Source organism: Dyadobacter sp. CY312, assembly GCF_021390535.1.
Lineage (GTDB): Bacteria > Bacteroidota > Bacteroidia > Cytophagales > Spirosomataceae > Dyadobacter.
Window position 1 is genome coordinate 200,841 of the sequence record NZ_JAJUXG010000001.1, and the last position, 14,827, is coordinate 215,667.

Genomic DNA, 14,827 nt, shown 5'->3' on the forward strand with positions numbered 1-14,827 from the left:
GATCGTCGGCCAGTTAGTATATGCCTATTTTGGTTTCAGAAACAATGTAGTCTACCACCGCATTCATATCACCCGTTTGTTCAAACACAGCCAGTTGCCGGTCGGCGCCAGTCCCCATTTCCATAATCTGGTGAATGTATTCTATTTCTTTCCGGCTCCCCAGTTCGTCCACCACGTCATCAATAAATTCCAGCAATTCTCCGGCAAGTATTTTGTACTCCACCTCTTCCTGCTTTCCGAAATCAATCAGTTTTCCCTGAATACCATAACGCGCAGCACGCCATTTATTTTCGTTGATCAGCATCCGATGATAGGGTCTGAAACTTAGATTGGCTCTGTGCAGCTTGTGAATTTTAGCTACCAGAGCCTGCATGATTGCGGCAAGGCATATAGTCTCGTCTGTACGCATGGGTACATCGCACATCCGGAACTCAATGGTATTGAAGAAGGGATGCACACGAATATCCCACCATATTTTCTTTCCGTTATCAATACATTTTGTTTTGATGAGCAGGTTCACGTACTCGTCATATTCCGCGGCACTTGAAAAATAGTCAGGAATACCCGTTCTTGGAAATTTGTCGAATACCTTGGAACGATAGGATTTAAAGCCTGTGTTCCGGCCGCACCAAAACGGTGAATTGGTAGAGAGCGCATAAATGTGAGGCAGGAAATAACGCACTGCATTCATGATCTCAATACCTTCATTTCTATTTTCTATTCCAACGTGTACGTGAAGACCAAATATCAGATTTCCCCGTGCCACGTCACGCATTTCATCAATGATCTCATCATAACGCGGATCAGGTGTGATGAGCTGTTCCACCCAGTCCGCAAAAGGATGCGTTCCAGCTGCTGCAACCTGTAAATCCTGCTTGGCTGCAAGATCCAGAATCATTTTACGCAGATAGGTTACTTCTTCTCTCGCTTCCTGAATATTATGGCAAATGTTGGTTCCCACTTCCACCACAGCCTGGTGCATTTCCGCCTTCACACGTTCTTTTAAAGTGATCTTGCCGTCTTCCACAAGCTTGGACATGTGCGATCGCAAGTTGCGCGTTACCGGATCTATTGTTTGGAATTCTTCTTCAATTCCGAGGGTGAACATAGCCATGTGTTGATGTTACTTTTTTAGTTTCTGATGATGTTATGCTTTCTTTTTGGCTGTTTTTTTCACTGGCGCTGTGGGTGCTATTTCCGGTTGTTTTGCAGCAATTGCCTTCTTCGGAGCACTTTTCTTAACTGCTGGTTTGGCTGCTGCGTCATCTTTAACCAATGGATTGGTGGTTTCAGTTTTAACCGCAGTCTGCTTCGTTTTGGCAGGTATTTTATCCAAGGCTGTTTTCGGCGCCGCGGCTGCTACTTCCTTTTCAACAGCAGTTTCCGCTGCCGGTTGCGGTATCAGCGCACCAGTAAATGCAGCGGATTCCTGAACAAATGTACCCCAGGTCAGGTTTGTCTGTCCGGGTTTGTGATTCTTTGCACGTTCAATAGCCATATTAGCCGCAGCTTCCACAACCCATTCGAAATTCTCGTGACCCACCGAATAAATATCAGCATCCGGAGCTGGATTACAGAAATCGATCGCAATAGGGACGCCATTTCTTACCGCAAATTCCACTGTGTTGAAATCATATCCCAAAGCTACGTTCAGTTTAAGAACGTAATCCTTAATGGTAGCCAGAAGCTTTTCTCTTTCTTCACCTGTGGCTTTTAATTCGGACGCGTAACGAAGATGATGCGGGTTTCTTGGTTCATAAGGCATAATAAGTACGTCTTTTTGTCCTATGCAGTAGCAACGTACATAATCGTCGAACTCTATTTCTTCCTGAAGCATCATGATCAGATGCCCGGTTTCCTGGTGTTTGTTCCAGAGATCCTGAACGTTTTCTACTTTGTAAACGCTTTTCCAACCGCCTCCGTCGTGCGGTTTCATATAAGCAGGAAACCCTACATACTGAAACATTTCTTCCCACGCAAGCGGAAATGTCAGGTTCCGGAATGAAGTTTCGCTGGTATCTGCCGGGCGTTCTTTTGAAGGTAGTAATACAGTTTTAGGCACCGGAACGCCTATTTTTTCAGCCAGAGCGTTGTTGAAAAATTTTTCGTCGGCACTCCACCAGAATGGGTTATTGATTACCGCCGTTCCGCTCAGAGCGGCATTTTTAAGATAGGCCCTATAGAATGGTACGTCCTGTGAAATTCTGTCAATGATTACAGCATATTCTGTTGGATCAGCCTGAACGACTTTATCAATACGGACCGCCTCGGCAATAATACCTTCTTCTCCTTTACTATTGACACGATCTATAAAAGCTTGCGGAAAGGTATTTTCCATGCCAAAGAGAATTCCAATTTTTTTCATAATCAGGTTTAATTTTTTGTGTTGATTGAAAAGTGAATGATGTAATGATATTGTTTATAATATTCTTGAAAGATAATGTGGGAACATGGCATTCCAAAGCGGCCAGTCGTGCTTTTCCCAACCGCGGATATCAAGCCAGTGATCAATACCTTTGGAGTTGAGAATGTCGGACATTTTAATGTTACTGTCCAGACAAATATCCCAGTCGGAAGTACCCAACACAATCTTCATGTGCCCGTAGCGCCATCCCTGCTCGTTTGGCATGTAATCCACCGGATTGTTGAAATATACATTGTCGCTGTAATAGCCATCCAGGAAACTTCTGATATCGAAAGCGCCACTCATACTAACAAGGTAGGCAACAAGGTTTGGATGACGAAAAGCAAGGTTTGCCGCATGAAAACCACCAAAACTGCAACCGGCGACTCCAATTTTATCAACATTACACTCATGCCGGATGTATGGGATAAGCTCGTTGACCAGAAACTGATCATAAACCATATGATTCAGAACCCGGAATTCAGAATTAAGATGTTTGCCATACCAGGAGTCGGCATCTATGGAGTCAATGCAGTAAATTTTGTATTTGCCTGATTCTACCAAACCTCTCACAGACTCAATAAGCCCCATGTCTTTGGCCTGATAGTATTTTCCGAGGGTGGTAGGGAACAACAAAATAGGGTAACCCCAATCACCATAAACAAGCATGTCTATGTCCCGCCCCAGGTGGTGCGAGTAGTATTTAATGTGCTTCTCTTCCAAATTTAGCTTGTTTTTATAGGTTAATAATTGAAATATACGAAAGAAAATATAACAAGCAAATGTGTTTTTAAAAGATCCTATTCTGTTACTTTGCTGCCCGGTTAACAATTTATTAATTTAAGGTAGACGGTTTGAACTCCCATCAGCAACAAATTACATCAACAGAAACAAAGCTTTACTCTTCCGCTTTAAGTCGGGAAGTTACCCTTAGCATCATCCTTCCGGCAAACTTTACGAAATCGGAATCTTATCCGTTGCTTCTCATCAACGATGGTCAGGATCTGGCTGCCATGAATTACGTATCTATACTCTCGGATCTTTATATAGAGAACAAGGTTTCGCGGTTTGTAACGGTTGGTCTTCATGCAAGCGAAAACAGGATTCAGGAGTACGGTACCGCCGGACAGGCCGACTATGCTAACAGGGGGAGTTTGGCTGGTGCCACAACTTCGTTTGTATTGGATGAGCTTCTTCCGTTTTTGAATAATAAGTACGCTTTTCAGCAAACCAACGTCGTGTACGCAGGTTTTTCCCTGGGCGGGCTCATGGCGATTGACATGGTCTGGAAGTATCCCGGGATATTTTCCGCCGCCGCTGTTTTTTCGGGTGCGTTATGGTGGAGACAGAAAGCGCTGGACGCCGGCTATTGCGATAGTGACAGAATCATGCACGCTTTAATCAGAAACTCGGATTATAAGCCGGGATTAAAATTCTGGTTTCAGTGTGGTGGAAAAGATGAAACCGATGACCGGGACGGGGACGGAATTATTGATTCGATGCAGGATACACTGGAATGTATCGGAGAATTGGAAAGAAAAGGTTACCATTGGCACAGGGACATTGCTTATCTGGAAATGCCGGAAGGCGAACACAATGTACCAACCTGGGCATTGGCAATGCCTTCATTTCTCACCTGGGCTTTTAGTATTGAGAAGGAAAAATCAGAAAAGGAAGTTCTGACAGCGATCTGGTAAAATAAATGCCGGAGAAATACACCACTCCGGCAAAAATATATATTTTAAAGACCTGCAAGAAATGCCATCGTGTCAACCGAATCGGCATAATCAGATATTGATGGCTTTTGCGCTAAGCCAAATGTGATTGTATTTTCAATACCAAGCTCCTGGCTTCCCACCACACACTGTATTTTCTCAGATTCTTCCTGTAATACAGATTTTACATCTTCTATTGAATCGTAAAATTCGTAATGCACCACACTGATGGCTGAAACAAGCGCCTTGCCTTCGGTCAGAATAAGAAAACCATTATCGAAGTGCAGAACCCGGTTTACAAGTAATATCGATTTGTTGTATTCGTAATTATTGAAATACTTATGATGGTGTAAACCAAGGGTGCTGTATGATTCAATAGATTCATAAAACTTGGTAAAGTCATATCCCGCTGGTACAAAGAGTTTTGAAACATTTCGGCAACCCAGTCCATAATACTGAAAAATATCCTGGCCTAACGCTGTTAACTCTTCTTCACTTTCATTTCCGCTAAGTACCGCCACCGACGTTCTGTTCTTGCGAATGATATTTGGTTTTTTAGAAAAATAATAATGAAAATACCGTGCTGTATTGTCGCTTCCTGTGGCAACATAAGCGTCAGCATCATTGAGGCGTTCTACAAACTGAATGTACCCTTCGAAGCCTGGCTCAATTTCAACAAGTTTTTTTAAAAGATGGCGAATCAGAATCTGATCGTCGGAAGCCGGTTTGGCCAGCAGGATATGTCCGCTCAACAGGACGCACAAGGCATCATGAAAACCTACGGCGGGAATGTTGCCAGCCATAACCACACCAACTTTTTTAATGTTTAATGGTTCGGAATATTGGCTTGCCCACTGCCTGAGTGGCATTTCATTCAAATATTCGCCGGATATCGCAAGCAGGGAAGTTTTAACGTTTTGGGGAGTGAACCAATTATTCTTGCTGTTGGCATCTGCTATCCATTCCTCTATTTCTTCCTCATGCAGGGCGTCAGCGATATATTGACCTAATTTAATGAATGCATTTATACGTTGATTTCTTGATATCATTCTAGCAGAACTATAAATAGTATAATGGTTATTAAGGTTTTTAATTTTCTGATTGTTGTGAAACTTTAAATAATTATATTTGTTTCTGTATAAGCGAGAAAATAAGAACAAATATAAACAATCCGGCGACTATGGCTATAATGATAACCGATGAATGCATAAATTGCGGGGCGTGCGAGCCAGAGTGCCCCAACACGGCTATTTATGAGGGAGGTGTTGAATGGACCTGGGGAGATGGCACAAATTTAGACGAGGTAGATTTCGGCGACGGAACGGTCGTTAGTGGTAAGGAAAAACAATCTCCGGTTTCTGATGAATTCTACTATATAGTAACAGATAAATGTACTGAGTGCGTTGGTTTCCATGAAGAGCCACAATGTGCGGCAGTTTGTCCGGTAGATTGCTGCGTGGATGATCCCGACAATGAAGAGGAAGAGGAAACATTATTGGCCAAGAAAGCCTGGATGCACGGCGAATAGCCCCATTTCACCAAATTAGATTTTGCAGCCCCGCAACAGCGGGGCTTTTTTTGTGCCCAGCCAATCCTAAAATGGTAATTTCTGTATAAACTCCATACTGATTATTCGCCGATTTGAATTTATAATATTTTGCAATTTAAAGTTTAGACAGAATATTAATGTTATTGTAAAAAGTTAATATTTTTCATTTTTATGTTTTTAAAACTATAAAAAAGAGTACAAAAGAATGAAAATTGTACTTTGTGAGATAAAATTTAATGATAATATTTGATAAATATAAATTAAGTACAATATTTGAATCACAATTGAGGAACGAAGTGAAATTTAACTTAAACAGAATATAATTATGAAAAAAGTCTATTGCACAGTATTATCTTTAATGATACCTTTTTTGGGTTTTACGAAGTCATTTGAAGATCACAAGACAAAGGCCGACACCTTGACAACTGTTGCAGAAGTGAAAGAGGATGAAGAGTCCAAAGGCGCATTCGCTTTTTCAGGTTATCTGGATTCTTATTATTCAGCGAACTTCAACAAACCATTGTCTCGTAGCAACGGAGGAGCAGCTGAAACAGCCAGAGTATTCGATACCAGATCTGGTCAGTTTTCACTTGGACTTGTTCAAACAAGGGTAGCTTACACAAATAGCAAATCGGAAGCCGTAGTAGACCTTACTTTCGGACCTAACGCTAACATGGGTAACTACGGAAATGAAGTATTCAGCACTGCTCTTGCAATCAAACAAGCATACTTCACTTATAAGTTTACCGACAAATTCTCGATGACCGCTGGTCAGTTCGGAACGCACATCGGATATGAAGTAATTGATGCACCTGCAAACTTCAACTACTCGCTATCAAATCAGTTTAACAACGGTCCTTTCTACCACACTGGTCTTAAAGCAACTTATGCTTTCTCTGACAGAGCTTCTTTAATGGTTGGTGTTGTTAACAATGTGGATGGAATAGAAGACAACAACAGAAAAAAGGGAACTATCAGTCAGCTGTATCTTTCTCCTGTTGAAAACTGGAATGTATATCTGAACTTCATTAACAGTAATGAAGCAAACCCAATTGAAGAGACTGGCAAAACACCAAGCGCTTCTTACACCATGTTCGATCTTGCGACCAGTTACCAGATTACTGAAAAATTCCTTTTGGGTTTGAATGCCTCTTATGGTTCACAAAAAGGTGATTTCCAAGGCGACGAACATGCTAACATAACCGATTCATGGGGTGGGGTTGCTGTATATGCCAACACAGCAATTACTGAAAACTTCGGACTTGGAGCACGCTACGAATACTTCAACAATGACAGTGGCGTACGCGGTTTGCGCACAGCTGCCGATTTGGGAACAAGTGTAAATTCGATTACGCTTACTGGTAATATCAACCTGGCTGACGGACATATCCTTGTTAAACCGGAATTCAGAATGGATGTTTATCCAAAAGTGAATGGAGCTAATGCCCTGCAGCAATTCGAAGACTCAGACGGAGCATGGACTAAAAACAGCCAGACAACCTTCGGACTAGCATTTATTTACAAATTCTAATCATATACCTTCTTTAAATCTATAAACATTATAACATCTACAACAATGGAAAAACGAAGTTACATCCCACTGATCATTCTCTTGGTTATTAGCATCCTGGGTGCTTTCATACCAAGCGTACCTACACAGATTGCAACAGAAGGACTCGATTCAGGTGACACCGCATGGTTACTTGTATCCGCTGCTCTTGTTTTACTTATGACTCCTGGTCTTGCTTATTTCTACGGCGGTATGGTGAATAACAAAAATGTTATTTCAACCATGTTGCAGAGCTTTATTGCCATGGGTGTGATTAGCGTTCTATGGGTTGTTGTGGGTTTCAGCCTTGCATTCGGTGATGATATCGGAGGTTTTATTGGAAACCCAATGACATTCTTCATGTTCAAAGGTGTATTGGATGCCCCGGTTTTCGGAACAATTCCTTTCGCTTTGTTCGCGATGTTCCAATTGAAATTTGCTGTAATCACTCCTGCGTTGGTTACAGGTTCTATGGCTGAGCGTGTTAATTTCCGCTCTTACGTTCTGTTTATTATCTTATTCTGCATCTTCGTTTACTCTCCTCTTGCTCACATGACCTGGCATGCAGAAGGCATCCTTTTCAAAATGGGCGTACTTGACTTTGCTGGTGGAACCGTGGTACACATGTCTGCTGGTTGGGCTGCTTTGGCAGGTGCTATTTACCTGAAAAGACGTAAGTCATTGCTTGAAGACCACGTTCTTCCTCCTGCAAACATTCCTTTTGTTCTGTTGGGAACAGGTTTACTTTGGTTCGGCTGGTTCGGTTTCAACGCAGGTTCTGCATTGTCAGCTTCACCATTGGCAGTTTCAGCTTTCGCAGCTACAAACACAGCAGCAGGTGCAGCAGGTTTGTCATGGGTATTGTTTGATGCAGCAAAAGGCAAAAAGGTATCAGCGCTTGGTTTCTGTATCGGAGCTGTGGTTGGTTTGGTAGCTATTACGCCAGCGGCTGGTTTCGTAACGGTTCCCGCTTCAATCTTCATCGGAACTGTGGCGTCTATCGTAAGTAACTATGTTGCTCACCTTCGTACACGTTCTACTTTGGACGATACATTGGACGTTTTCCCTTGCCACGGTGTTGGTGGTATGGTTGGTATGCTGATGACCGGCGTTTTCGCAACAAGTGCTGTTAACCCTCTGGTAACAGATCAGGGATTGGCTTTCGGAGAAACTACTTTGTTCATCAATCACGTGATTGCTCTTGTAGGTGTATCTGTATTTGCTTTTGGAGGATCTTTTGCTCTGCTTAAAATCACTGACCTTATCCTTCCGCTTCGTGTTTCTGAACAAGATGAGAAAGTTGGTTTGGATGTTAGCCAGCACGATGAATTCCTAGTAGAGGCTTAATAGAATGGATTTGGATATTATTTCATTAAAAAACCCCGGATTCCCGGGGTTTTTTTTATGCCAAAATTGGGGCAGCAATTATGAATAAAAACCAATAGATATATTAATGAGCCAAAATCTCCTCATTCAATTCTGTTACTTCCATCAAACCTTCACCATTCAAATGATCGTAACGAATCGTCTTAGTTTCATTAATTAGCAGGGGATCATATTTTACTGCAACCCGGATGTAGTTTTCTGTAAAGCCCAGCATCTGGCCATTCTGTACTTCATCCTCGAATAACACAGTTCCTTGCTTGCCAATTTGCTGCTCATAAAAATATCTCTTTTTCTTTTCAGAAAGAATATGAAGCATTTTGGAGCGATCAGCCCGTTGCGATTTTGGAACGACCGGTTTTATAGCAATCGCCGTTGTATTCTCTCTTTCGGAATAAGTGAATACGTGCAGGTAAGATATATCCAGTTCATTTAGGAATTGGTAACTTTCCAAAAACAGCTCTTCCGTTTCACCCGGATGCCCCACGATCACATCAACACCGATGCAGCAATCTGGCATCAGGGTTTTAATTTTTTCAACGCGTTCAGCGTATAGCTCACGTTTGTAACGCCTGCGCATCAGGCTCAAAGTTTTATTTGAACCCGATTGCAGCGGTATATGAAAATGAGGTACAAATCTTTTGGATTGAGCAACAAACTCGATGATCTCGTCCGTGAGTAAATTCGGTTCAATAGATGAAATCCTGAACCGTGAGATACCTTCAACTTCATCCAAAGCCTGGATCAGTTGAAGAAATGTTTCTTTCTTTTCTCCGCTTTGAATACCAAAATCCCCAATGTTTACGCCTGTAAGTACAATTTCTTTTACGCCTCTTGCCGCCACATCCATCGCCGCCGTAACCACGTTTGCAATCGTATCTGACCGGCTTTTTCCGCGAGCCAGTGGTATTGTACAATAGGCGCAAGGATAATCGCAACCATCCTGTACTTTAAGGAATGTTCTCGTTCTGTCGTTTAAAGAATAAGAGGTATGGTAGTCAACAGCATCATCAATATGCGAAGCAAGTATTTGAGCGGGATGGTTTCCCGGCTCTTTTTCAAACGTATCGATAAGTTCAACCAATCTGAATTTCTCGGCTGCTCCAAGGACAGCATCCACACCAGGTATTTCAGATATCTCTTTTGGCTTTAATTGTGCATAACACCCAATGATAGCCACATAACCGTCCGGATTGATCTTTTGCGCTTCCCTTACGATTTTTCTGCACTTCTTATCGGCGTTTTCAGTTACCGAGCAGGTATTAATAATGAATATATCCGGCGTTTCGTTGAACTCTACTTTTGAATACCCTTTGTCTTCAAACATCCTTCCGATGGACGAACTTTCAGAGTAATTCAACTTACAACCTAATGTATAAAAAGCTACTTTTTTCATAATGACATCTTAATTCTGCAAAATTACACCTTTTTTGCCATCAACGGGCTAAATAGTCAGTGTAGGAGGCCTGTAAGTATGCTTTGCCCACTTCAACTGCACCGGTTCCGGGCTTGCCTCCCTGTTCAATTAAATTACCTCCAATGTTATCACGCACAACAAAACCACCAGAATTTATCCAGCCAAGACCATTATTAAATGCAAAATAGGCAAATGAAACTCTGTTCTTCTTGAAAATATCGTTACTCCATTCAAATGATTGTGAAGGAAGTTTAATCTGGTTCAGTAAAGTAGCAGCCAGGTCTGTTTGTGAACATAAGGTATCAATTCGGATGCCTTTTTGTTTGACTGCACCGCCTAGCCAAAGCATTGGAATATGGAATTCACTTGGTTTTGTTCCGGAACGGTCGGGTAGTGGGTGACCGTGATCAGCAATAATTACGATGAGTGTATTTTCCCACCAGGATTTGGTTTTTGCCTTTTTTATGAAGTCACCAATCGACGCATCGGAATAATGTAATGCATTGAGAAACAAATGTTCAGGATCGTTTCCCTGAATTACTGATTTAACAGGAACTTCAAAAGGCTCATGGCTGCTTAAAGTAAATAACGTACTAAAAAAGGGCTGTTTCTGAGAATCCAGATCATGTAAAAGACGATCAAGCACGACATGGTCATGAGCACCCCATTTCGAATTCATGTCCTTGTCTGCAAAAGCATTTTTGTCAGTAATATTGTCAAAGCCCTGTTGCAGAAAATAAGACTTCATATTGGCAAACTCAGTCTCGCCGCCATAGTAGAAAGATGTTTTCCAGCCTGCTTGTTGAAACGTGCGAGGTACGGAAGGCAATGAAATCGTTTTGTTAGGTATTTTGATAATAGAGGTGGTAGGCTGTGCAGGATAGCCACTGAGAATAGCAACCATTCCCTTGTCACTTCTGTTGCCGCTCGCATACATGTTGGTAAAAAGAATTCCTTCCTTTGTGAGCGCATCAAATTGCGGAGTAACACCCTTCACACCATTCATACTTTCCACAACCTTAGCAGTGAAACTTTCCCAAATGATGACCACTACATTAACCGGCCTGATGGAATCGATGATCCGCTCCGTTGTTCCAGGGGTATTATAGAGATTTTTAACCTGTGTCGCTGCCAGTTCTGCCGGAAAATATGCAAACGGATTTTTCTTTGAATACCTCAGGTGCACTACAGAGCTCATATAGTTCCACGGAACGTTAATAGCAGCGTAGTTGGCAAAACTCTTGTCACTGAAAAAAACAGCGCTCTCATTCATAGGTGCCAGTTGCAAACCGCCACGGATTGGAATAATAAGGGATCCTGTTAGTAAAAGGAAACTGATTCCCAGATAGGGCCAGGGCACTTTGGTGAAAAATGGAACCGTTCTGCTGATAATGGTAGCCGACAGTTTCAGTATGAGAAAGTAAAAAACTAAAATCAGGCAGAACAGAGGGAATACCGGCGCGGCACCCATAGAAGCCCAGGCTTCTGCTGGCGTTTTAAGATAGTGTAAGGATGTAGCATCTATACGAAAACCCCAGGCACGAAACAGTTCCAGGTCGGCAATGGTGAGAAACACGATGACAATTGACACCACCGCCAGGTAAATTTTTGTGGTTGTCGCGTACCATTTCCATTTGGTTGAGGTGAATACGAGCAGGAGTGTAGGGATTACAAGTATGTAACCCGTAAATGACACATCCATACGCAATCCGTGCCACGCACTTTTAACCCAGTATGATGCTGGCAGTTCAAGTGTTTTTTTATAATGATATGTGAGGAATAAAATCCGGAAAAGCTGGAAGACAAGTATCCACATGAGCCCCAGGAGGGCTACAAATTCTAATCGTTTACGCATTGGTGTCTGTAAGAATTTGCAAAATTCCGAAAAAATGGAGTCAATTCAATGATAAAATTCGAAGGAAATGATCAAAATGGATAAAAATTAGGAATAAATAGTAGTTGGTATCAGTAAATAAATAATTTTGGGAAGAAATAATACTTAATCAATACTAGAAATGACATTTCGTTCCAAAGCTTTTGAGATAGCTCAGGGTCGCGTTGCGCCCGTTTTAACCCCCCCAACGGAAAAAGTAGCAGACTTATATGCAAGTAATACTTTTAGTGACGATGTGATGCGTACGTTGTTATCTCCCGAGGCTTATACAAAAATCTCCAATGCGATCAGATCCGGATCAACAATAGACCGGGAAGTTGCAGACGAAGTTTCAGCAGCAATGAAATCCTGGGCAATATCCAAGGGAGCCACGCACTATACGCACTGGTTTCAGCCTCTCACAGGAACAACGGCTGAAAAACACGACTCATTCTTTGACTTAACACTTGACGGAAAAGCGGTTGAGAAATTCAAAGGCAGCGCACTCGTTCAACAAGAGCCGGATGCATCGTCGTTTCCAAGTGGCGGACTTCGTGCAACATTTGAAGCAAGAGGTTACACAGGCTGGGACCCGAGTTCCCCCGCATTTTTGATGGACAATGGGGCAGGAGGTAAGACGTTGTGTATTCCATCGGTCTTTATTTCCTATACAGGTGAAGCGCTCGATTATAAAGCTCCATTACTTCGGTCGCTGGTAATGCTTGATAAAGCTGCAACATCGGTTTGCCAGTTTTTTAATCGTGACGTCGATAAAGTAACACCAACGCTGGGTATTGAGCAGGAGTACTTCCTGGTTGACAAAGCGCTCTATTATGCAAGACCAGATTTGCTTATGGCTGGCAGGACTGTATTCGGCCATAGTCCTGCACGTGGACAACAGCTGGACGACCATTACTTTGGCTCCATATCGCCACGTGTAAATGCGTTTATGGTAGATTTTGAATTTGAAGCGTTGAAACTGGGAATTCCTGTTAGGACGCGCCATAATGAGGTTGCGCCCGGACAGTTTGAATGTGCGCCTACTTTTGAAGAGGTGAACCTTGCCATTGACCATAACGCTTTGCTGATGGATTTGATGCAGAAAATTGGAGATAAACATAATTTCCAGGTCCTGTTTCATGAAAAGCCTTTTGCGGGTATAAATGGAAGTGGCAAACACAACAACTGGTCATTATCTACGGATACAGGAATTAACTTGCTTGCGCCAACCACCAAACCAAAGGAAAATCTCAGGTTTTTGACGTTCCTTCTTAATGTCGTAAAGGCTGTTCATGATCACGCGGATCTTCTTCGCGCATCAATCTCATCTGCTGGTAATGAGCACAGGCTTGGTGCTAATGAAGCCCCTCCTTCAATCGTGTCGGTATTTTTGGGTGGAGAGCTCACCAACATGCTGGAAGAACTGGTTAGCAAAGGGGAGATCACACTCGAAAAAGGCGAAAACTTCTACTACAAACTTGGTATTACCCGTATTCCGAATCTTCAAAGAGACAATACGGATCGTAACCGTACGTCGCCGTTCTGTTTTACCGGAAACAAATTTGAGTATCGTGCAGTGGGCAGCGCTCAAAACAGTGCCTCGCCTATGATCGTACTCAATACGATTGTAGCCAACCAGCTTATTGAGTTCAAAAAAGAAATGGATGAAAGACTGAGTGCTGGTGAAGAGAAAAAGGTTGCGACCGTTGAAATCCTGAAAAGATATTTCAAAGAATCAAAGAAAATTCTTTTTGAGGGAAATGGTTATTCGGAAGAATGGGTGAAGGAAGCGGCAGAGAGAGGATTAAGTAACATCCGTGAAACTTATGATGCTTTGCACGCCTATGTAACCGAGAGCACAATTAAGGCTTTTGAGAAAACAGGTGTATTATCCAGCCGTGAATTGCATGCGCGTTATGAGATTGAGCTGGAAAACTATGTAAAGAAGTTACAGATTGAATCTCGTGTGATTGGTGATCTGGCTTTAAATCACATTGTTTCGACAGTAGTAAAATATCAGTTTAAACTCGCCCAAACTGCTCGTTCTCTCACAGACCTCGACATGCTGGAAGAAGCAGAACCGATTAAAGAGATCATCAAAGATATCTCGTCGCACGTGGTTGTAATAAAAAAACTGGTTCACGAAATGACCGAAGCCAGGAAGAGGGCGAATAATGTGGACGAACTGTTTGAGAAGGCCAAGCTTTACGGTTCAGAAGTAAAAGGTTACTTTGAAGAAATACGTTATCACGTAGATAAACTCGAATTATTGATCGATGATGAAGATTGGCCTTTGGCAAAATACCGTGAAATGCTATTTTTGGAATAAATTTGTAAAAAGTGCTCAAAACAAATAATTTTTAAATTATGAATCCGGGATTTGATCCAGAAGAAATTGCTCAGTTGAGACGAGAATGTAAAGCTGAACGATTAAACTTTGTTTACATAGCAGACGAATTCGAAGACGAGGAGGAAGAAAACAACGAACATGCTCATGTGCAGTTTGTGGGAACCTACAAAGACAAGGAAGTGGTTTATGACGCGCTTATTTATACTTTAAGACTTCATCATTCAACACTTGTATACGATGCGGCTCTGGAAAGACTGAAAAAGGAAATTCCGAACTATGTTTCTCCTGACGAAAGAGACGAGAACTACAAGGATAATCCGGAGGAAGACGAGGAAGCGGAAATGCTTCTGACTGAATTTATCGAAGAGATCGAAGAAAACGAGGAGATCAAGGTAAAGGAACACGTTGAAACGGACGATCAATTCGAATACGGCATTGGTCTGGAAGTGGGTTTGAATAAAACAGAGATCAATGAAAAAGTGATTAATGATTTCATTATTCGTTTTAACGCGGGCAGAATACAGCTCGACTCGACGCTGTATTCATTTACTGGCAGTGAAGAAGAAGACTGATCTTTTTTTACAAGT

The 14,827-nt window shown here is 42.1% G+C and carries 12 protein-coding genes; 6 read left to right on the plus strand and 6 right to left on the minus strand.

Annotated elements, in window-relative coordinates:
• Positions 1-13 precede the first annotated feature (13 nt).
• The 3 genes from LZG71_RS00870 to LZG71_RS00880 are packed head-to-tail and all read right to left on the minus strand — an operon-like array spanning position 14 to position 3,127.
• Positions 14-1,114, minus strand: a complete 1,101-nt coding sequence (locus LZG71_RS00870; RefSeq protein WP_233816154.1) for a carboxylate-amine ligase — start codon at positions 1,112-1,114, stop codon at positions 14-16.
• Between the two features lie 33 nt (positions 1,115-1,147).
• Entirely contained in the window at positions 1,148-2,365 is a 1,218-nt protein-coding gene (locus LZG71_RS00875) for a RimK family alpha-L-glutamate ligase (RefSeq protein WP_233816155.1), read from the minus strand.
• Positions 2,366-2,419: 54 nt separating this feature from the next.
• A complete protein-coding gene (locus LZG71_RS00880) occupies positions 2,420-3,127 on the minus strand; it encodes an esterase family protein (RefSeq protein WP_233816156.1) in 708 nt (235 codons plus the stop codon).
• A gap of 131 nt (positions 3,128-3,258) precedes the next feature.
• Here LZG71_RS00880 and LZG71_RS00885 point away from each other — a divergent pair, with 131 nt between their 5' ends.
• Positions 3,259-4,101, plus strand: a complete 843-nt coding sequence (locus tag LZG71_RS00885) for an esterase family protein (protein WP_233816157.1) — start codon at positions 3,259-3,261, stop codon at positions 4,099-4,101.
• 44 nt (positions 4,102-4,145) lie between these two features.
• Here the strand turns inward: LZG71_RS00885 and LZG71_RS00890 are convergent, their stop codons facing one another.
• Positions 4,146-5,168, minus strand: coding sequence for an acyl-CoA reductase (locus LZG71_RS00890; RefSeq protein ID WP_233816158.1), 1,023 nt, complete (start codon positions 5,166-5,168; stop codon positions 4,146-4,148).
• Positions 5,169-5,299: 131 nt separating this feature from the next.
• Between LZG71_RS00890 and LZG71_RS00895 the strand changes: the two genes are divergently transcribed.
• The 3 genes from LZG71_RS00895 (at position 5,300) to LZG71_RS00905 (ending at position 8,564) form a co-directional block, all read left to right on the plus strand.
• The gene (locus tag LZG71_RS00895) at positions 5,300-5,647 is read left to right on the plus strand and encodes a 4Fe-4S binding protein (protein ID WP_233816159.1); all 348 of its coding nucleotides are present in this window, start codon (positions 5,300-5,302) and stop codon (positions 5,645-5,647) included.
• A gap of 346 nt (positions 5,648-5,993) precedes the next feature.
• Complete coding sequence (locus tag LZG71_RS00900) at positions 5,994-7,199, plus strand: porin (RefSeq protein WP_233816160.1); 1,206 nt, start codon at positions 5,994-5,996, stop codon at positions 7,197-7,199.
• A 45-nt stretch (positions 7,200-7,244) separates the two neighbouring features.
• Positions 7,245-8,564 (plus strand): ammonium transporter, encoded by a 1,320-nt coding sequence (locus LZG71_RS00905; RefSeq protein ID WP_233816161.1) that lies wholly within the window; start codon positions 7,245-7,247, stop codon positions 8,562-8,564.
• A 103-nt stretch (positions 8,565-8,667) separates the two neighbouring features.
• On the opposite strand, the gene mtaB is transcribed toward LZG71_RS00905, so the two are convergent.
• Together mtaB and LZG71_RS00915 are read right to left on the minus strand one after the other, a co-directional pair.
• Positions 8,668-9,996, minus strand: a complete 1,329-nt coding sequence (gene mtaB / locus LZG71_RS00910) for a tRNA (N(6)-L-threonylcarbamoyladenosine(37)-C(2))-methylthiotransferase MtaB (protein WP_233816162.1) — start codon at positions 9,994-9,996, stop codon at positions 8,668-8,670.
• Positions 9,997-10,036: 40 nt separating this feature from the next.
• Positions 10,037-11,872: an LTA synthase family protein gene (locus LZG71_RS00915; protein WP_233816164.1), complete on the minus strand. Its 1,836-nt coding sequence runs from the start codon at positions 11,870-11,872 to the stop codon at positions 10,037-10,039.
• A gap of 160 nt (positions 11,873-12,032) precedes the next feature.
• Between LZG71_RS00915 and LZG71_RS00920 the strand changes: the two genes are divergently transcribed.
• Complete coding sequence (locus tag LZG71_RS00920) at positions 12,033-14,219, plus strand: glutamine synthetase III (protein WP_233816166.1); 2,187 nt, start codon at positions 12,033-12,035, stop codon at positions 14,217-14,219.
• A gap of 38 nt (positions 14,220-14,257) precedes the next feature.
• Positions 14,258-14,812 carry a hypothetical protein gene (locus LZG71_RS00925; RefSeq protein WP_233816168.1) on the plus strand — a complete coding sequence of 185 codons (555 nt, stop codon included), beginning with the start codon at positions 14,258-14,260 and terminating at the stop codon, positions 14,810-14,812.
• The last annotated feature ends 15 nt before the right edge of the window (positions 14,813-14,827 follow it).